At 70.4% G+C, this 18,808-nt stretch carries 17 protein-coding genes; 5 read left to right on the top strand and 12 right to left on the bottom strand.

Going from position 1 to position 18,808, the window contains the following annotated elements; genetic code table 11:
• A partial coding sequence (locus AC1D1T_RS19200) for a helix-turn-helix domain-containing protein (RefSeq protein WP_477992318.1) occupies window positions 1–264 on the top strand: 264 nt, incomplete at its 5' end.
• On the opposite strand, the gene AC1D1T_RS19205 is transcribed toward AC1D1T_RS19200, so the two are convergent.
• Both AC1D1T_RS19205 and AC1D1T_RS19210 read right to left on the bottom strand, forming a co-directional pair.
• Window positions 224–2,428: an ATP-binding protein gene (locus AC1D1T_RS19205; RefSeq protein WP_477840314.1), complete on the bottom strand. Its 2,205-nt coding sequence runs from the start codon at window positions 2,426–2,428 to the stop codon at window positions 224–226. The genes AC1D1T_RS19200 and AC1D1T_RS19205 overlap by 41 nt on opposite strands.
• A 29-nt stretch (window positions 2,429–2,457) precedes the next feature.
• Complete coding sequence (locus AC1D1T_RS19210) at window positions 2,458–2,982, bottom strand: putative pterin-binding protein (RefSeq protein WP_082004676.1); 525 nt, start codon at window positions 2,980–2,982, stop codon at window positions 2,458–2,460.
• A 79-nt stretch (window positions 2,983–3,061) separates the two neighbouring features.
• On the opposite strand from AC1D1T_RS19210, the gene AC1D1T_RS19215 reads away from it, so the two are divergent.
• Window positions 3,062–3,763, top strand: coding sequence for a glycine-rich domain-containing protein (locus AC1D1T_RS19215; protein WP_477827905.1), 702 nt, complete (start codon window positions 3,062–3,064; stop codon window positions 3,761–3,763).
• Between the two features lie 16 nt (window positions 3,764–3,779).
• Here AC1D1T_RS19215 and ppnP read toward each other — a convergent pair whose 3' ends face one another.
• Window positions 3,780–4,094 carry a pyrimidine/purine nucleoside phosphorylase gene (gene ppnP / locus AC1D1T_RS19220; RefSeq protein WP_465114516.1) on the bottom strand — a complete coding sequence of 105 codons (315 nt, stop codon included), beginning with the start codon at window positions 4,092–4,094 and terminating at the stop codon, window positions 3,780–3,782.
• Between the two features lie 84 nt (window positions 4,095–4,178).
• Between ppnP and AC1D1T_RS19225 the strand changes: the two genes are divergently transcribed.
• Window positions 4,179–5,906, top strand: coding sequence for a serine/threonine protein kinase (locus AC1D1T_RS19225; RefSeq protein WP_477845100.1), 1,728 nt, complete (start codon window positions 4,179–4,181; stop codon window positions 5,904–5,906).
• A 103-nt stretch (window positions 5,907–6,009) separates the two neighbouring features.
• On the opposite strand, the gene AC1D1T_RS19230 is transcribed toward AC1D1T_RS19225, so the two are convergent.
• The 7 genes from AC1D1T_RS19230 to AC1D1T_RS19260 all read right to left on the bottom strand — a co-directional run bounded on the left by AC1D1T_RS19230 (window position 6,010) and on the right by AC1D1T_RS19260 (window position 10,953).
• The gene (locus AC1D1T_RS19230) at window positions 6,010–6,765 is read right to left on the bottom strand and encodes an amino acid ABC transporter ATP-binding protein (RefSeq protein WP_465114518.1); all 756 of its coding nucleotides are present in this window, start codon (window positions 6,763–6,765) and stop codon (window positions 6,010–6,012) included.
• Window positions 6,752–7,402, bottom strand: a complete 651-nt coding sequence (locus AC1D1T_RS19235) for an amino acid ABC transporter permease (protein ID WP_047511321.1) — start codon at window positions 7,400–7,402, stop codon at window positions 6,752–6,754. Before AC1D1T_RS19235 ends, AC1D1T_RS19230 begins: the two co-directional genes overlap by 14 nt.
• A 4-nt stretch (window positions 7,403–7,406) precedes the next feature.
• Complete coding sequence (locus AC1D1T_RS19240) at window positions 7,407–8,066, bottom strand: amino acid ABC transporter permease (protein ID WP_465114519.1); 660 nt, start codon at window positions 8,064–8,066, stop codon at window positions 7,407–7,409.
• A gap of 16 nt (window positions 8,067–8,082) precedes the next feature.
• The gene (locus tag AC1D1T_RS19245; protein WP_047511325.1) at window positions 8,083–8,880 is read right to left on the bottom strand and encodes a transporter substrate-binding domain-containing protein; all 798 of its coding nucleotides are present in this window, start codon (window positions 8,878–8,880) and stop codon (window positions 8,083–8,085) included.
• 2 nt (window positions 8,881–8,882) lie between these two features.
• Window positions 8,883–9,644, bottom strand: a complete 762-nt coding sequence (locus AC1D1T_RS19250; protein ID WP_477840633.1) for a GntR family transcriptional regulator — start codon at window positions 9,642–9,644, stop codon at window positions 8,883–8,885.
• A gap of 121 nt (window positions 9,645–9,765) precedes the next feature.
• On the bottom strand, window positions 9,766–10,293 hold the full coding sequence (locus tag AC1D1T_RS19255; protein WP_477840635.1) for a 3'-5' exonuclease: 528 nt from the start codon (window positions 10,291–10,293) through the stop codon (window positions 9,766–9,768).
• 63 nt (window positions 10,294–10,356) lie between these two features.
• Window positions 10,357–10,953, bottom strand: coding sequence for a hypothetical protein (locus AC1D1T_RS19260; RefSeq protein WP_477827671.1), 597 nt, complete (start codon window positions 10,951–10,953; stop codon window positions 10,357–10,359).
• A 227-nt stretch (window positions 10,954–11,180) separates the two neighbouring features.
• Between AC1D1T_RS19260 and AC1D1T_RS19265 the strand changes: the two genes are divergently transcribed.
• On the top strand, window positions 11,181–12,764 hold the full coding sequence (locus AC1D1T_RS19265) for an alkaline phosphatase D family protein (RefSeq protein WP_477840637.1): 1,584 nt from the start codon (window positions 11,181–11,183) through the stop codon (window positions 12,762–12,764).
• A 2-nt stretch (window positions 12,765–12,766) separates the two neighbouring features.
• On the opposite strand, the gene AC1D1T_RS19270 is transcribed toward AC1D1T_RS19265, so the two are convergent.
• Together AC1D1T_RS19270 and AC1D1T_RS19275 are read right to left on the bottom strand one after the other, a co-directional pair.
• Window positions 12,767–15,088: a PQQ-dependent sugar dehydrogenase gene (locus AC1D1T_RS19270; protein ID WP_477840639.1), complete on the bottom strand. Its 2,322-nt coding sequence runs from the start codon at window positions 15,086–15,088 to the stop codon at window positions 12,767–12,769.
• A gap of 174 nt (window positions 15,089–15,262) precedes the next feature.
• Window positions 15,263–16,732 carry a PQQ-dependent sugar dehydrogenase gene (locus AC1D1T_RS19275; RefSeq protein WP_477992319.1) on the bottom strand — a complete coding sequence of 490 codons (1,470 nt, stop codon included), beginning with the start codon at window positions 16,730–16,732 and terminating at the stop codon, window positions 15,263–15,265.
• A gap of 154 nt (window positions 16,733–16,886) precedes the next feature.
• On the opposite strand from AC1D1T_RS19275, the gene AC1D1T_RS19280 reads away from it, so the two are divergent.
• Window positions 16,887–18,608 carry a long-chain fatty acid--CoA ligase gene (locus AC1D1T_RS19280; RefSeq protein ID WP_477992320.1) on the top strand — a complete coding sequence of 574 codons (1,722 nt, stop codon included), beginning with the start codon at window positions 16,887–16,889 and terminating at the stop codon, window positions 18,606–18,608.
• Window positions 18,609–18,808: the final 200 nt, after the last annotated feature.

Consider the following 18,808-nt stretch of genomic DNA (forward strand, 5'->3'; position numbering starts at 1 on the left):
TCGCTGGACGACGATGTGCCCGCGCCGCGGACGCGTGCGGATTCGCTCGGTGGCCTGAGCGACCGCGAGCGCGAGGTGCTGGAACGCATGGCCGCCGGCGACGGCAACAAGCTGATCGCGCGCGAGCTCGACCTGAGCCCGCACACGGTGAAGCGGCACGTGGCGAACATCCTCGGCAAGCTGGGGGTGGATACGCGCGGGCAGGCGGCGGCGCGGTGGCGGGCTACCCCAGCAATCCCAGTTTCACGCACAGATCCCGCGTGATCCCCATGTGCCGGTCGAGCTCGTCGAGCAGCGGCTCGATCGGCGTTGTCGCGTCGTCCGCGGCCGCCTCCTGCAATCGCGTCGCGGTCTCGGCCACGCTGCGCAGCCCCAGGCTCAGCGCCGCGCCCTTCAGCGCATGCGCCTGGCTGCGGATGCTCTCGCGGTCGCGCCGGCCCTGCGTCTGCCGCAGCGCTTGCAGCGTGCCGCTGTGCAGGCTGAAGAAGCGGGCCAGCAGCTCCGCATACTTGGCCGGCGAGAGCGCGACGCTGACGTTGTCGACCGTCGCCTGGTCGAGCGGCGAGGCCGGTGCCGCTGCACTGCTGCCGTCGATCGCCGTGAAGACCGTCGAGGGGTGCTGGCCGTAGCGCCCCAGCACCTCGCGCAGCTGCGGCAGGTGCGCCGGCTTCGTCAGGAAACCGTTCATGCCGGCCTGGCGGGCTCGCTCCTGCGATTCCTGGAACGCGTCGGCCGTCAACGCGATGATCGGCAGCTCGCCCTTCGGCAGCGGCATCGCGCGGATCGCACGCGCTGCCGCGAAGCCGTCCATCAACGGCATGTGCAGGTCCATCAGCACGATGTCGAACTCCTGCGCCTGCACCGCCCGCACCGCCTGCTCGCCGTTCTCGGTGAACACCGCCTGGTGCCCCAGCTTGTCGAGCACCGCTTCCAGGTAGGCGCGGTTCACCGGATGGTCCTCAGCCACCAGCACGCGCATCGGCTGCGTCGCTGCGGCACCGTCCGACGTCGCGCCGGGTGTCGTGCCGCGCGGCGGCTCGATCGCCGGCAGCGGCAGCGTCACGACGAAGCGGCTGCCGACACCCGCCTGGCTGCTGGCCGCGATGTCGCCGCCCATCAGCCGCGCCAGGCTGCGCGAGATCTCCAGCCCCAGGCCGGCACCGCCATGCCGGCGCGAGGTGGTGTCGTCGCCCTGCGAAAAGCGTTGGAACAGGCGGGCGAGCATCGCGGCATCCATGCCGATGCCGGTGTCGACCACGCTGAACAGCAGCGCACCATCGGCATGCCGCGTCACCGCCAGGCTCACCATGCCGGCGTTCGAGAACTTCAGTGCGTTGCTCAGCAGGTTGAACAGGATCTGCTTCAGCCGCGTCGCGTCGGCGCTGACCCAGGGCGGCACGTCGGGCGCGATGCTCACCTGCAGCTGCAGGCCCTTCGCATGCGCCTGCACGCGCATCAGCGCATCCACCTGGCCGAGCATCGCCACCAGGTCCAGCGGCTGCGGCACCACCTGCAGGTTGCCGGACTCGAGCTTCGAGATGTCGAGGATGTCGTTCAGGATCGCGAGCAGGTGGTTCGCCGAATCCTTCGCGGTGCTCAGGAAGCCGGCCTGCTGGCCCGACAGCGGCGTGTCCTGCAGCAGCGACATCATCCCCAGCATGCCGTGGAACGGCGTGCGGATCTCGTGGCTCATGTTGGCGAGGAACACGCTCTTCGCACGGCTGGCCGATTCGGCCTCGGTGCGCGCCACCGCCAGGTTGTCGGCCAGCGCCTGCAGGCGGGTGCCGCGCTCGGACAGCCCGCGGAACTGCCGCAGCACGACCAGCGCGAAGGCGATCAGCAGCACGCACTGGAACAGCGTCAGCCCGAGGCTGAGCTGCGATTGCGTGCGCACCGCGGCGTTGCGCTGCGAGACACGTTCATAGAGCAGGTGCGAGGCGCCGAGCGACAGGTCGTGCAGCGGCACGCTCAGCCCGTCCAGCCGCACCAGCAGCTGGCGCAGCGCGGCCGCGTCGAGCGCGGCCACCGGCTTCTCGCCGAGGTAGCGGTCGGCCTCGGCGACGAAGGCGCGCACCTGCAGCATCGCCTGCGTGTAGATGCCGTGGTCCGGCATGATGCGCGCCGCGCGTTCATGGTCGACCAGGCCGATGCGGCTCACGAAGATGTCGTAGCGGTTCTGCAAGGCCTCCGATGCCGCGGCGCGCGATTGCTCGAGCGACAGGTCGGCCAGCGCGATGTGCATCTGGTTGCGCAGCCGCAGGTGCTCGGTCTCCAGCTGGAAGAAGCTCCAGCCGAGCGCGTCGTTCTGGTAGTGCACGCTGCTGTCGAGCAGGTCGTACTGGCGCCATTGCACGTACACGGCGGCCAGCAGCGCGAGCACCAGCGTGGTGGCCAGCATCGCGAGCCAGGCGCGGCGGGGCGCGGTCACCGGCAAGGGGTCTGGAACGGCGGCCCCGGTCATCGGATCTCGAGCAGCCGCAGCTGCCAGACCGCGCGGCCGTAGTGCACCGCGGTGCGCAGCTCGGGCTGGTCGTCGAACGGATAGATGATGACCAGCGGCCCCTTGTCGCGCACCGGCATCGGCTTGTCGTCGAGCAGCCAGGCCACCATCACGGCGCTGGCGGCGGCATCCTCGATCGGGATGTCGACCTTGTAGTCGTTCAGCGCGACCGCCCGCACCACCTGGCCCTGCGCACCGGCAGCGGCCAGCAGATCGCGCAGCCGCACGCCGGTGAACTTGCGCGGCTTCGAATACCACGGGGTGCGCGTCGAGAAGCTCTGCTGCGGCAGCTTCTGCAGCGCCGCCAGGTCGAACGACAGGCCGTCAGGCCCGTTGCGCTGCTGGATGCTGCCGGCGATGGTCAGCAGCGGCCTGCCCTCGGGCGGCGCGTCGGCCGCGCCTGCGGCACCCGCCGTCAACAGGCCGGCCGCGGCGAACAGCGCGCAGGCCCAGCGTTTCCCCCCATGTCCCGATCGTCCCATCTGACGGATTTTGCATTGGTTTCACGTCGCGACGCAGCGTGACGCGCCGGCATACTCCAAGCCGATGACATCGACATCCGTGACCCGCCTGTTGTTCGTGCTCGTGGCCGGCACGCTGGGCGTGTGGCTGGCGAGGCGGGCCTGGGTGGCCTGGCGCGAGCGCTCGGGCCTGCGCGTGATCCGCGCAGAGGCCTTTCCGGCCTTCCTGCGCGGCAAGCTGCGCCGCCTCTACCCGGCGCTGGACGACAAGGCGCTGGGCGAGGTGGAGCGCGGGCTGCGCCAGTTCTTCGTCGCCTGTGCGCGCTCGCGCGGCGGCTTCGTCGCGATGCCGTCGCGCGTGGTCGATGCGCTGTGGCACGAGTTCATCCTGCACACCCGAAGCTACGACGCGTTCTGCCGGCGCGCCTTCGGCCGCATGCTGCACCACACGCCGGCGCAGGCGCTCGGGCCGGGCAGCGCGGACGGCGACCGCAAGGCGGGGTTGCGGCGCGCGTGGCTCTGGAGCTGCAAGGAGGAGGGCATCGATCCGCAGCGCCCGAGCCGGCTGCCGGTGCTGTTCGCGCTGGACGCGGCGCTCGCGATCCCCGGCGGCTACCACTACGTGCCCGACTGCAGCCTGCTCGGCGCCGACCGCGGCAACACGCATTGCGCGAGCGACATCGGCGGCTGCGGCGGCTCGTGCGGATCGGGCAGCGATTCGAGCGATGGCTCGGGCAGCGGCGGCGATGGGGGCGGGGACGGCGGTGGCGACGGGGGCGGTGGCTGCGGTGGGGGCGACTGAACTCGGCCGCGCCGTGTCAGCCGAAGTGGCAGACGTAATGCATCGTCTGCGTCACCTCGATGTCGAACGCCGACTGGCCCGGCACCGAGAACGACTCGCCGGCGCCGTACGACTGCCAGGCCTCGCTGCCATTCAGGCGGATGCGGCAGCCGCCTTCGACGACGTCCATCACCTCCGGCGCGCCGGTCGTGAAGCGCAGCGTGGACGGCAGGATCACGCCGACGCTCTTCTTGCTGCCGTCCGGCAACTCGATGCCGTGCGAGACGCACTTGCCGTCGAAGTAGACGTTGGCGCGGGTGGAAATGGTGGCGGTGATCTTGTCGGCGGGCATGGTCGGCTCGGTGAGGAAGGGAAGGGGATCGGCCGAGTGTAAGGGCCGGGTCGGAGGTGTCATGACGCCCGGTACACTGCCCCGATGAGCACACCGACCGGCAGCGCGGGACTTCAGGACGACGGGGACGCGCTGCGTCCTGGCACCCGGCTCGGCGAGTTCGAGATCCTGCGCGTGCTCGGCGTCGGCGGCTTCGGCATCGTCTACCTCGCGATGGACCATGCGCTGGAGCGCCAGGTCGCGATCAAGGAGTACATGCCCGCCGCGATGGCCGCGCGCGGCGACGGCGAGCTGGTCTCGCTGCGCTCGCAGGCGCACCTCGAGACCTTCGGCATCGGGCTGCGCTCGTTCGTCAACGAGGCCAAGCTGCTCGCGCGCTTCGACCACCCGTCGCTGGTCAAGGTCTACCGCTTCTGGGAGGCCAACGGCACCGCCTACATGGTGATGCCGTACTACGCCGGCCGCACGCTGAAGGAAGAGCGCAAGGCGCTGGCCGGCGTGCCGAGCGATGCGTGGATCCGCGGCGTGATCGATCCGCTGCTGGGCGCGCTGCAGGTGCTGCACGACGAAGACGTGTTCCACCGCGACATCGCGCCCGACAACATCCTGCTGCTGCCGTCGGGCCTGCCGGTGCTGCTCGATTTCGGCGCCGCGCGGCGGGTGATCGGCGACCGCACGCAGACGCTGACCGCGATCCTGAAGCCCAACTACGCGCCGATCGAGCAGTACGCCGATGTCGGCCAGTTGCGCCAGGGGCCGTGGACCGACCTGTACGCGCTCGGCGCTGTGCTGCATTTCGTGATCACCGGGCGGCCGCCGGTGCCGTCGGCGGCCCGCGCGGTGCATGACGATGCCAAGCCGCTCGCCCAGCTCGACGAGGTGCAGCGCGGCACGATCGGCCAGCCGCTGCTGCGCACGATCGACTGGGCGCTCGCGGTGCGGCCGAGCCACCGGCCGCAGAACGTCGCGCAGTTCCGCGATGCGCTCGACGGCAGGCTGGTGCCGCCGGAGCGGGCGCCGGCCGATGGCGAGGCGACGCAGCCGGTGTCGCGCGAGCAGGTGCAGGCCGCGTGGTCGCCGACGCAGCCGATCGACGGGCAGCCCACGGTGTTCCAGCCGACGGTCGCGGCGCCGCGGCCGGCCGCGGTACCGGTGCCGGGTGTGAGTGCGAATGCGCACCGGGCGGCGGCAGCAACCGCTGACAAGACGGTGGTGTCGCCGCGTCGTGAGCCTGCCGAGCCTGTCGCGGTAGAGCCACCGAAACGCCGCGGCCTGCTGATCGCGGGCATCGCCGGTGTGGCCGTGCTGGCGATCGCGGCGGTGTTCGCGATGAAGGGGCGCGGCCAACCCGAGGTGCTGCCGGCGCTGGTCGAGCCCTCGGCCGCGCCGGCGGTGGCGATCGAGTTGCCGGCTTCCGCGCCGGTGGCCGCGGTGGTCGAGCCGGCGGCCATCGCGACACTGCCTGCGGTCATCGATGCCGCCGCCTCCGCGCCGGCTGTCCCGCAGCAGGCCGAGGTCAACACCGCCGCCGTGCCGGCGAAGCGCCGCCCCGAACCGAAGGCTGCCACGGCACCCGCAGAGCAAGCCGTGCAGCCGGCCGCCACCACGGCACCGGCCGCAGCCGCGCCTGCTGATCTGGCAGCCGGCCCGAAGACGCCCGGCGAAGCCTGCGGCGCACGCAAGTTCCTCGCACGCCTGACCTGCATCCTGCGCGAATGCGAGAGCAACCCGGCGTTCCACGACCACCCGCATTGCGTGCGGGCGCGGGAGCTCGAGGACGAGCGCAAGCGCAAGGAACTGAACGGCGGCTGATGACCACCCCTCGCCCGGTGAGTACACCGGGCGGTCCCCCGAGGGGACGCGGGCCGGCTTGGGGCGGCCCGGCGCTCGGCCCGCTCTCCCTCCGAGACAAAGGTCAGTGCAGCGCCGACAGGAACTGCTTCAACTCCGCCGTCTGCGGCGCACCGAACACCTGCTCCGGCGGCCCCATCTCGTGGATGCGCCCGGCATGCATGAACACCACGCGGTCGGCCACCTTGCGTGCGAAGTTCATCTCGTGCGTGACCATCAGCAGCGTCATGCCCTCGTCGGCCAGCGTCTCGACCACGCGCAGCACCTCGCCGACCAGCTCGGGGTCGAGCGCCGACGTGATCTCGTCGCACAGCAGCACCGCCGGCTCCATCGCCAGCGCCCGCGCGATCGCGACGCGCTGCTGCTGCCCGCCCGACAGCTGCTCGGGCTGCGCATCGAACTTCTCGGCCAGCCCGACGCGTTCGAGCAGCTTGCGCGCCTGCGCGGTGCAGTCCGGGTTCGCCTTCTTCTTGACCAGCGTCGGCGCCAGCATCACGTTGCGGCCCACGCTCAGGTGAGGGAACAGGTTGAAGCCCTGGAAGATCATCCCCACGCGCTGGCGCAGCGCGCGCATCGCCGCCGCATTGCCGTACAGCAGCGGCTGGCCGTCGACCGTCAGCGTGCCCTCCTGGAACTGCTCCAGCCCGTTCACGCAGCGCAGCAGCGTGCTCTTGCCCGAGCCGCTCTTGCCGATGATCGCGATCACCTCGCCACGCGTCACCGACAGGTCGATGCCCTTCAGCACCTCGTTCGTGCCGAAGCGCTTGCGCAGCCCGGTGATGCGGACGATGTCCGCCGCGGCGGTGTCAGGCGTGACCATGCAGTTTTCTCTCCAGTGAACGGGCCCACAGGGACACCGGGAAACACAGCGCGAAATACAGCAGCGCGACGCAGGCGAACACGGTGAACGGGCGGAAGGTCGCGTTGGCGATCGTCGAGCCGGTCTTGGTCAGCTCGGCGAAACCGATCACCGACGCGAGCGCCGTGCCCTTGATGATCTGCACCGCGAAGCCCACCGTCGGCGGCACCGCGACACGCAGCGCCTGCGGGCCGATCACGTGGCGCAGCTGCTCGCCCAGGTTCATCGCGAGCGCGGTCGACGCCTCCCACTGGCCCTTGGGCACCGCGTTGACGCAGCCGCGCCAGATCTCGGTGAAGAACGCGCTGCTGTAGAGCGTCAGCGCGATGGCCGCGGCGGTCCAGTTCGACAGCGACAGCCCGAGCCCCGACAGCCCGAAGAACAGGAAGAACAGCTGCATCAGCAGCGGCGTGCCCTGGAACAGCTGCACGTAGCCGGCCACCAGGCGCTCGGCACCGGGCAGCTTGGCGAGCCGCGCCACCAGCAGCGCCAGGCCGACGATCGCGCCGCCGACGAAGGCGACCAGCGACAGCGCCACCGTCCAGCGCAGCGCGAGCAGCAGGTTGCGCAGGATCTCCCACAGCGTGAAGTCGACCATCGGGCTACTTTCCGAAGATGAAGCGCGGGCCGGCCCAGTTCAGCAGCCGGCGCAGCGCGATCGACAGCACCAGGTAGATCGCGGTGCCGATGATGAAGGCCTCGAACGCGCGGAAGTTGCGACCCTGGATCAGGTTCACCGCATGCGAGAGCTCGGCCGTCGCGATCTGCCCGCACACCGCCGAGCCCAGCATCACGATCACGATCTGGCTCACCATCGCCGGCCACACGCGCTTCAGCGCCGGCGGCAGTACGACGCGCGTGAACACCTGCATCTCGCTGAGCGCCAGGCTGCGTGCCGCCTCGATCTGGCCGCGCGGCGTGGTGGCGATGCCGGCACGCACGATCTCGGCCGCGTAGGCGCCGAGGTTGATCACCATCGCGAGCACCGAGGCGCCCTCCGGCGACAAGCGCACGCCCAGGCTCGGCAGCCCGAAGAACAGGAAGAACAGCTGCACGATGAACGGCGTGTTGCGGATCAGCTCCACGTACGCGCCGGCGATGAAGCGCAGCCACGCCGGGCCGTGCAGCCGCGCCCACGCGCAGGCCACGCCGAGCGCCAGGCCGAACACCGCCGACACGCCGGTGAGTGCGAGCGTGATGCCCGCGCCCTTGGCCATCAGCGGCCACTCGGCCAGCACGGCCGGGAAGTCGAGGCTGATCATCGCGAGCGTGGGTGGCTTACTGGGGCAGGTCGCCGGCGGGGCGGCCGAGCCACTTGACCGCCATCTTGTCGAGCTCGCCGGCCTTCTTCGCATCGGCGATGATCTCGTTGACCTTCGCGCGCAGCTTGTCCTCGCCCTTGGCGACGCCGATGAAGTTCGGCGAATCCTTCAGCAGCAGCTTGAACTCGGTGCCCAGCTGCGGGTTCTTCGCCATCATCGCGCCGGCCACCGAGGCGCCGGTGGCGATCAGCTGGGTCTGGCCCGACACGTAGGCCGAGACGGTCACGTTGTTGTCCTCGAAGCGCTTCACGTCCAGGCCCGAGGGCGCGATCTTGCCGAGTTCCTGGTCTTCCATCGCGCCGCGCGTCACGCCGATGCTCTTGCCGGCGAGGTCGGCCGGCGTCTTCACGGCCAGCGTCTTCGGGCCGAACACCGCCTGGAAGAACGGCGAGTAGGCGGCGGTGAAGTCGATCACCTTCTCGCGGTCGGGGTTCTTGCCGAGCGTCGAGATCACCAGGTCGGCCTTCTTCGTCTGCAGGTAGGGGATGCGGTTCGCGCTCGTCACCGGCACCAGCTCGACCTTCACGCCCAGCTTCGCGGCGATCAGCGTGGCCATGTCGACATCCAGCCCCTGCGGCTTCAGGTCGGTGCCGACGAAGCCGTACGGCGGATAGTCGGTCGGGATCGCGATCGTGATCAGCTTCTTCGCCAGCACGTCGTCGAGCGCGGTCTGCGCCTGCGCGACGGACGCCGCGAACAGCAGCGGGGCAGCGGCCAGCAGGCCGAGGGCTTTCAGGAAAGAGCGGTGGCTCATCGTCAGTACTCCGGGGTGGACGAGGAAGGGGAAGAAGACGCTGGGGGCCTTGTATGCAAGGGCTGTGCCTTGTTTTTGCCAGTCCCGACCGGCGACAGCGCGCTGCGCAGCGAGGCCAGCGGGTCGACGGCCAGGCTCGGGTCCAGGTGCGCGGCCACGCTGTCGATGTGGCGCAGCATCAAGGCGGCTGCCGCCGCGGCGTCGCCGCGTTCGAGCGCGGCGACGATCTCGGCGTGCTCGGCGCACGACTGCGCGGCTTCGTGCTTCGACTGGTACAGCACCGCGATCAGCGTGGTGCGGGCGGTCAGGTCGCGCAGGATGTCGGCCAGTGTGCCGTTGCCGGCGCACTCGGCCAGGCAGACATGGAAGTCACCGAGCAGGAAGCTGCGCTCGCCGGCATCGGCCGCTGCCACCGCGGCCTGCTCCTGCGCCACGTGCTCGCGCAGCCGCCGCAACGGAACGCCCGCCAGCGGCGCGTCCAGCGACTGCAGCAGCCCGGTCTCGATCAGGCGCCGCGCGGCGAAGGCCTCGCGGGCGTCCTCGGGCGAGGGCTGCACCACGAACCAGCCGCGCCGCGAGTTGACCTCGACCATGCCGCGTGCCGCCAGCCGCGCGAGCGCCTCCCGCACGATGGTGCGGCTGACGTTGAACAGGTCGGCGAGCTGCTGCTCGCCCAGGCGGGCGCCGGGTGCGAGCTTGCGGGCGAGGATCGCGTCGACGATGCGGTCGGCGATCTGGTGGGGCTTGGGGCGGAGGGCAGGCACCAGCAAGAGGCATGGATCGGTTGCATACAAGCCGGCTCACCAAAATGAGGCATTCCGGCACGTGGGTGGCACCGTGAGAGGGTGCCGCAGGCTTGTATGCAAGCACCGGGCCTGCGCCGGTTCAGGCGGTGCGCTCGCGGACGCGCAGCAGGGTCTTCTGCAGCAGGCGTGCATCGGCGCTCGCGCGGTGCCGTGTCAGCTGCAGCTCGTTGCTGACGGCCTGCCGGGTCTCGGACCAGTCGCGGGCCTGGGCTTCGGTCAGCAGCGCGCGCAGGTTGTCGAGCCGGAAGCTGGGCACGAGGCCCGCTTCTTCATACAGCGCGCCGAGCCAGGGGTAGTCGTGCGCCCAGCCATCGCTGTAGAGCGTCAGGCCGTGCAACTGGTCGTTCAGCCAGTGTGCGACCTCGGTCACCGGGCGGCCGTGCACCAGCAGCGTCTCGCGGTGGATGTGGTGCACCTGCTCGGCGGCCGAATCCCAATGGGTCCAGTGGCCGGCCGGCCGGATCAGGCTGCAGAACGCGCTGCCGTCGGGGAGTACGAAACCGACCTCGATCGGGTAGCTGTCGCGGCCGAAGCCCGACGCCTCGATGTCGAGGATGGGCGGCGTGGCGTCGAAGCGGGCGGTGACGAGGGGCTGCACGAGGGCCATGCGGCAGCTTAGGCAAACGGCGCGCCGGCCGGTCTGCGGAGAAGCCCGCGGTTCGGGTGCCTTTCAGCCTGGCGCGTGCCGCGAACCGGCGCAGTGCCGGCGGGTGGCCGGCGCGGGACCGCAGGCCGTTACGAACGCGGCCGACAGCATGAAGCCGATCATCAACAGGTGCAGCAGCAACCAGTTGATGATCAGGAAGGTCAGCAGCCCGCTCGCCGTCTGGACCGCAGCGCCCGGGACCACCGAGCCGTGCAGGATGCAGCCGATGGCGATCAGTGTCATCGCGCTGACCGTCACGGCCAGTCCGCGTGGGTATCGCCCGAACCGCTCGCCGCGCAGGGCCCAGGGCCGCAGCGTCTCGACCAGCCGCCCGCGCAGAACCATCCCGTGGAGCCCGGCCACCTGCAACGGCAGCAGCGCGTAGGTCAGGGCCCAGAACAGCAGCAGGGCCTCTTGGCTGTGCCCGGCAGGGCCGAGATCGCCGGGCAGCATCAGCACGATCGGCAGGGTGCCGATCCCGAGGAGGTGTGTCGCGATGCAGTTGAACGCGATGCCGAGCAGCAAGCCGACCGGGGCCGCCAGGGTGTGTGTTCGTTCCAGGTGGCATGTCGCCAGACGGGTTGCGGCGAGGGCCGGGGCCAGGAGGTGGGTGTGATTCATGGTGTCTCCCTGAGATTCGCGAGCCTGCGAATCGGCCGCCTGGGAAGCGTAGAAGATTGCTGGCGAATCGGCGCACGCCGGGCCATACAAGTTGTTCATGCCGCCTTCTCCGAAATGCATGGGCTGCACGATGTCTGCGTGATTGCTGCCCAGGGCGCAGGTTCACGAAGCTGCCACACGCTCCCCCCAGACTGCGCGCTTTTCAAGCATCACCGAGGATGGATCGAATGGACCGCCGGATCTTCTTGTCGAATGCCCTGCTGCTGGCTGGTGGGAGCGCGGTGCCGGGGCTGTCGCAGGCCCAGACGGCGCCTGCCGTGGTCACGCGCGACGCGATGCGCCCGCAGTTTCCGTCCGGGGTGCAGTCGGGCGATGCGCGGGCCGACAGCGCGATCGTCTGGACGCGCAGCGACCGGCCGGCCCGCATGTGGGTCGAGTGGTCGAGCACCGCGAGCTTCGCGAACCTGAACCGCGTGCGCGGACCCCACCTGCTGGAAGACTCCGACTTCACCGGCCGCCTCGACCTGACCGGCCTGCCGGCCGGCCAGGAGGTGTTCTACCGCGTCGTGCTGCAGGACCTGCACAACGAGCGCGTGCTGTCCGAGCCGATGGCCGGCCACCTGCGGTTGCCAGCCGCCTCGCACGGCAAGCCGCTGCGCGACGTGCGCTTCGCGTGGAGCGGCGACACGGCAGGCCAAGGCTTCGGCATCAACGAGGCCTGGGGCGGCATGAAGATCTACGAGCAGATCCGCCGCGTGAACCCCGACTTCTTCCTGCACAGCGGCGACACCATCTATGCCGACGGGCCGATCCAGGCGCAGCTGAAGCTGCCCGACGGCTCGACCTGGAACAACGTGGTGACCGAAGAGGTCAGCAAGGTCGCCGAGACGCTGAACGAATACCGCGGGCGCTACCGCTACAACCTGCTGGACGCGAACATCCGCCGCCTGTCGGCCGAGGTGCCGCAGATCTGGCAGTGGGACGACCACGAGGTCAGCAACAACTGGTCGGATTCGAAGGACGTGTCGGGCGACGCGCGCTACACCGAGAAGAACGTGCCGCTGCTGGTGGCGCGCGCGAGCCGCGCCTTCCTCGAGTACGCACCGCTGCGCCGCGGCCCTGATGCCGAGAGCGAGCGCGTGTACCGCCACCTGCCGCAGGGGCCGCTGCTCGACGTGTTCGTCGTCGACATGCGCAGCTATCGCGGCGCGAACAGCGCGAACCTGCAGGCCGACGAGACGCCGGACAGCGCCTTCATGGGCCGCCCGCAGATCGCGTGGCTGCTCGACGGGCTGAAGCGCTCGAAGGCGACCTGGAAGGTGATCGCCGCCGACATGCCGATCGGCGTGCAGGTGCCCGACGGCAAGGATGCGCAGGGCCGTGACAAGTGGGAGGCGATCGCCAACGGCGACGACGGCGTGCCGCTGGGCCGCGAGCTCGAGATCGCGCGGCTGCTGCGCGAGATCAAGCGGGCGAACATCAGGAACATCGTCTGGCTGACCGCCGACGTGCACTACACCGCGGCCAACTTCTATGACCCGCGCAAGGCGAAGTTCAGCGATTTCCTGCCGTTCTGGGAGTTCATCTCCGGCCCGCTGAACGCCGGCAGCTTCGGGCCGAACAAGCCCGATGCCACCTTCGGCGTGCAGGTGGTCTACGGGAAGGCGCCGCCGTCGCAGAACGTGGCGCCGAGCGAGGGCTACCAGTTCTTCGGGCAGGTCGACATCGACGCGAAGACCAAGGCGTTCACGGTGAACCTGAAGGACCTGGCGGGCAGCACCTTGTTCACCAAGACGCTGCCCGCCGCGTAGCGTCAGTTCGCCGAGATCTTCACGATGCCGCCGCGGCGCAGGATGTACAGCGCGCCGTCGGCACCCGTCAGCATGTCGACCGGGTCGCCATCGAGCTTCGCGAACGCATAGGCGGCGTTGCCGTTCGCGAGGTCGATGCGGCCCACCGTGTGCGCCACGTAGTCGGCGAAGAAATAGCTGCCGCGGTACATCGCCGGGAAGTTGCCGCCGGCCGGGTAGAACGTGCCGCCGGCGATGCACTGGCCGACGAAGAAGCCGCCAGGCCCGTTGCCTTCGGGATTGGTCGCGCTGTGCTTGTAGGTGAACAGCGGGGCCGTCATGCCGGCGGCAATGCGCTCGTTGCCTTCGGAAGTCGGCCAGCCGTAGTTCGCGCCGGCCGTGCCGACGTTCACCTCTTCCCAGGTCACCTCACCCACATCGTTGATGTGGATGCGGCCGTCGGTCGGGCGCACCGCGAACGTGAACGGGTTGCGCAGGCCGTAGGCCCACACCGCGCCGAAGTCCGCGCCGTTGCTTGCCGCAAAGAACGGGTTGTCGGTCGGGATCGTGCCGTCGTCGTTCAGGCGCAGCAGCTTGCCCCACAGCTGGGTCTTGTCCTGCGCCGGCGTGCCGCGCGCGTTGTCGCCGACGCCCACGTACAGCTTGCCATCGTTGCCGAAGTGCATCGCGCCGCCGTTGTGGTTGGTCGCGGCCGACAGGGCCGGCAGGTTGAAGATCACGGTCGGATTGCCGGGGGCCGCGACATCGCCGGCGGCCGTGTAGCGCGTGATGCGGTTGTGCGTGCCGTTCTGCGTGGTCGTGTGGTAGACGTAGACCCAGCCGTTGGCCGCGAAATTCGGGTGCAGCGCAACGCCGATCAACCCGCGCTCGCCCTGCGAGTCGACATTCGCCAGCGAAACGAAAGGCTGCACCTGCAGCACGCCGTTCTTCACGACGCGCAGCGTGCCACCCTGCTCGGCGACGAACAGGCGGCCGTCCGCCGCCTGTGCGAACGCGGTCGCGCTGGTCAGGCCGTCGACCCACGACTCGTTCTTCGTGAAGCCGGCAGGCAGTGCCACGGTGCCGCCGAACTTGACGGTGACCGCGGTCCAGTCGGACTTGTTGCCGGCGGCGTCGCGGGCGCGCGCCCGGATCACGTGCTGGCCGCTCGCATGGTTGGCCGTCACGACGCTCGCGCTGAACGGCGCCGTCGTGTCCTCGGTGCCGAGTGCCGCGCCGTCGAACTGGAACTCGACACCGGCGACGCCGACGTTGTCGGTCGCGGTGGTGGTGATGTTCAGCGTGCCGGTCAGGTTGGTCGCGAGGTTGACCGGCGCGGTGATCGCGATGGTCGGCGCCTGCGTGTCCGGGCCTTGCGGGGTCGTGACGGTCACGGTCACCGCGGTGCTGGTGGTCGCCGCACCGGTGTTGTCGGTGGCGCGTGCGGTCAGCGAATGGGCGCCTGCCGTGGCAGGCGTCCACGAGAAGGCGAACGGCGTCGCCGTGTCGGTGTTCAGCAGCGTGGCGCCGTCGAGGAACTCGACCTTCGCGACCGTGCCGTCCGGATCGGCCGCGGTGGCCGTCAGCGTCATCGCGGTGCCGACGACGCCGGTCGCGGCTGCCGCGAGCGTGACGGTCGGCGGCTGGTTGGTCGCCGGCCCCTGGTCGGTGAAGGTCGCGGTGTAGGTGGTGTCGGCCGCCGGCGTCGAGATCGTGTGCGTCGCGCTGCCGCCGTCGCTCCAGGTGGCGAAGGCGTAGTTGCGCCCGTTGAGCACCTGCGTGGCGGCGCCGATGTCGCGCTCGATGCCGACCACGCCGGTGAAGGTGTTGGGGCCGGTCACCGGCTGGCCGTCGATCGTCAGCGCCAGGCCGGCCGGCACGGTGGCGAGCGTGACCTGCGCCTTGCGCGGCTGCACGTCGCGCGTGACCTCGGTGGTGCGGCCGTTCGAATCGGTGGCCTTCAGGTGGAATCGGTACCAGATGTTCGACGAGGTCTCGCCGCGCACGGGAATGGTCACCGTGCCGCTCGCGCCGGCGGTTGCCAGCTGGAGCGGGTGGGTGTGGGTGTCGTGGTGCAGGTCGGCCCACCAGCTGAGCGAACTCGCGGGCAATGCACCGTCTTCCGGATCGGTGGCGCTGCCGGTGAAGGTCAGGGTGTCGCCGGCCGCGAAGGTCGCGCCTTCGGCGGGGCTGTCGATCTGCGCGATCGGCGGGTTGCCGACCGGCGGCGGGGGAGGCGCGGGGGTGTCGCCGCCGCTGCCGCCGCTGCACGCGACGAGCAGCAGGCTGGCGGCCAGGGCAGCCAGCCGGGCCGTGTTCAGCAGGGAAGAAGGACGTTCAGCCATGGGAATCCTCGGATCGCGTGTGCGTGCTTGCAATGGCGTGCTTGTGGCATGTCATCCTGCGCCGGCGTGTGTCACCGTCGCAAGGAATGTCGCGCATTGTGTCCTCCATTCGCCCGCGCTGCAGCGGTGGGGCGACCGATCGCAAATCGGTATCGGTCGCCCCCTTGCGCGCGCTCAGGTCGGCGCGATGCGCGCGATGTTGACGCGCGTCAGCACCAGCAGCGCCCCGTCGTTGGCGACCCGCAGGTCGACCGGTTCGCCGGCCGTCTTCGCGAACGCATAGGCGGCATTGCCGTTCGCGAGGTCGATGCGGCCGATCACGTGCGTGACGAAGTCGCCGAAGAAGTAGCTGCCGTGGAAGCGCGCCGGGAAGCTGCCGCCCGCCGGGTAGAACGCGCCGCCGGCAATGCACTGGCCGACGAAGAAGCCGCCCGGGCCGCTGCCCGGTGGGCTGGTCGCGCTGTGGCGGTAGCTGAACAGCGGCGCGGTCAGGCCGGCCGCCACGTTGTCGGGCCCTTCGGAGCCCGGCCAGCCGTAGTTCGCGCCGGCGACCCCGACGTCGATCTCCTCCCAGGCGTTCTCGCCGACGTCGTTGATGTGGATGCGGCCGTCGCCCGGGCGGACCGCGAAGGTGAACGGGTTGCGCAGCCCGGTTGCCCACACGGCGCGGGCGTTGCCGGTGTTGGTCGCGTAGAACGGGTTGTCGGCCGGGATCGAGCCGTCGTCGTTCAGGCGCAGCAGCTTGCCGAACAGGCTGTTGCGGTCCTGCGCCGGCGCGCCGCGTTTGTTGTCGCCGACGCCGACGTACAGCTTGCCGTCGGTGCCGAAGTGCATCGCGCCGCCGTTGTGGTTGGTCGCGGCGAGCGTCGGCATGCCGAACAGCGCGGTCGGCGGGCCGGCGGCCACGTCGCCGTTCGCGGTATAGCGGCTGATGCGGTTGTGCGTGCCGCCCTCGGTGGTGGTGTGGTGCACGTAGACCCAGCCGTTGCTCGCGAAGTCGGGGTGCAGCGCGACGCCGATCAGCCCGCGTTCGCCGCTCGCGTCGATGTTGGCGAGCGTCGCGAACGGCGTCGGCAGCAGCACGCCGTTCTTGATCACGCGCAAGCGCCCGCCCTGCTCGGCGACGAAGATGCGGCCGTCCGGCGCTTGTGCGAAGGCCGTCGCGTCGGTCAGGCCGCCGACCCAGGCATCGTTCTTCGTGAAGCCTTCGGGCACCTGCACGTCGTTGCCGAACTGCACGATGCGCGTGACCCAGGCGGAGCGGTTGTTCGAGGTGTCGCGGGCGCGGGCGCGGATCACGTGCTGCCCGGTGGCCAGGCGCGTCGTCGTGACGCTGGTCATGTACGGCGGGTTGGTGTCGTCGCTGCCCCACAGCGCGCCGTCGATCTGGAACTCCACGCCGGCGATGCCGACGTTGTCGCTCGCGGTGGCCGTGATGTCGATGCGGCCGGTCAGGTTGGCGGCCAGGTTGGCCGGCGTGTTGAGCACCAGGGTCGGCGGCTGCGTGTCGGCCGCGAGCGCATCGGGCACCTCGGGTCCGTCGGCCGGGGGGCTGTCGGCCGTCACGTCGCCTCCACCACATCCGCCGAGCAGCAGGCCGCTGCCCAGCACCATCGATCCGATCGCCGATCGCCAGTTCGCCATGTCAGTCTCCGTCAGTGCGGTGCACGCAGGGCAATCGGCGTGCCGCACTTCGTGGCGGGCGTGTCACGTCCGGGACAGGCCGGCCGCGGGTTCGCTCCGTAGGCCTTGCCGATGCGGCGCGGTATACCTTGCCGGTGTCCAGCGGAGTCCGACCGTGAACCTGTCACCCGAAGTTCCACCGCGCCCGCACCATGCGGTCTGGCCGCGCCGCCTGCCGCGCGCGCTGGCGATCCCGTCGACCACGCTGTGGTTCAACCTCGAGGTGGTCGCGCAGCGTTTTCCGGACAAGCCGGCCTACCTGTTCTTCGGCCGGGCGCTCGATTTCCGCACGCTGCGCGAGCAGGCGGAGCAGGTGGCCGGCTGGCTGCAGCAGGCCGGCGTGCAGGCCGGCGACCGCGTCGCGCTGTACCTGCAGAACTGCCCGCAGTACGTGGCCGCGTACTACGGCATCCTGCGCGCGAACGCCGTCGTCGTGCCGGTCAATCCAATGAACAAGGCCGAGGAGTTCGGCCACTACATCACCGACCCCGAGGCACGCGTGGCGATCTGCAGCGCCGACCTGACGGGCTTCGTCGCGCAGGCGAATGCCGCGCTGCCCGAGGCACGGCGACTGCGGGACGTGCTGGTGCTGCGGTACGCCGATGCGCTGCCCGAGGCGATCGACCCTGCCATTGCCCCGCCGCCGGCGATGGAGGCCTGGCTGCGCTCCGATCCGCCACTCCCGGAAGGAAGGTCGGAGCGCTACACCCGCTGGGCCGATGCGCTCGCGCAGCGCCACGTGCCCGGGCCGCACACCGCGCGGCCGGACGACCTGGCGCTGCTGCCCTACACCTCGGGCACCACCGGGCTGCCGAAGGGCTGCATGCACACGCACCGCACGCTGATGGCGAACACGGTGGGCGGCTGCTGGGGCCATGCCGGCGCCGAGACGGTGAGCCTGGGCGTGGTGCCGATGTTCCACATCACCGGCATGGTCTACGGCGTGCTCGGGCCGGTCTGGAACGGCAGCACGACGGTGCTGATGCCGCGTTGGGACCGCGAGCTCGCAGGCCGGCTGATCTCGCGCCACCGGCCGACGCACTGGACCTGCATCCCGACGATGATCATCGACCTGTTCGGCAGCCCCAACTACAGGAGCTTCGACCTGTCGAGCCTGCGCTACCTGAGCGGCGGTGGCGCGGCGATGCCGCAGGCGGTGGCCGAGCGGCTGCAGGCGGAGTTCGGGCTGACCTTCGCCGAAGGCTACGGGCTGACCGAGACCGCGGCGCCGAGCCATGCGAATCCGCCGGAGCGCGCGAAGCTGCAGTGCCTGGGCATCCCGATCTTCGGCGTCGACTCGCGCGTGGTGGACCCTGTCACGCTGCAGGAGATGCCGATCGGCGAGGTGGGCGAGATCGTCACGCACGGGCCGATGGTGTTCCAGGGCTACTGGCGTCATCCGGAAGCGACGCAGGCGGCCTTCGTCGAGATCGAGGGCCGGCGCTTCTTCCGCACTGGCGACCTGGGGCGCATGGACGACGAGGGGTATTTCTTCATCACCGACCGGCTGAAGCGGATGATCAACGCGAGCGGCTTCAAGGTGTGGCCGGCCGAGGTGGAGGCGCTGCTCTACCGGCACCCGGCAGTGCAGGAGGCCTGCGTGATCTCGGCGCGCGATGCCTACCGAGGCGAGACGGTGAAGGCGGTGGTGGTGCTGCGTGCCGAGGCGCGTGGCGTGACGCGCGAGCAGGACATCGTCGACTGGGCGCGCGATCACATGGCGGCGTACAAGGCACCGCGTCTTGTGAGCTTCGCCGACAGCCTGCCGAAGTCTGGGGCCGGCAAAGTGCTGTGGCGAGTCTTGCAGGAGCGGGAGCGCGAATCCGGGGCTGCGTAGACCGGTGCGAGCAAAGGCGCGGGCGGGGGGTGTGGGGCTCGCCGGCCGGTGCGGTCATCGCCCCTGGCGGGGCGATGACTCCCCWGCGCTGCGCAGTTTGAAGGCCCGTCGCCCAAACTCCCGCCACTCACTTCGTTCGTTGTGGTCAAACAGTGGGCGACAGTCAGTTCACGATCGCGCTGCGCGCGGGGCCATCAAAC

The organism is Rhizobacter sp. P2_H3, from assembly GCF_056403355.1.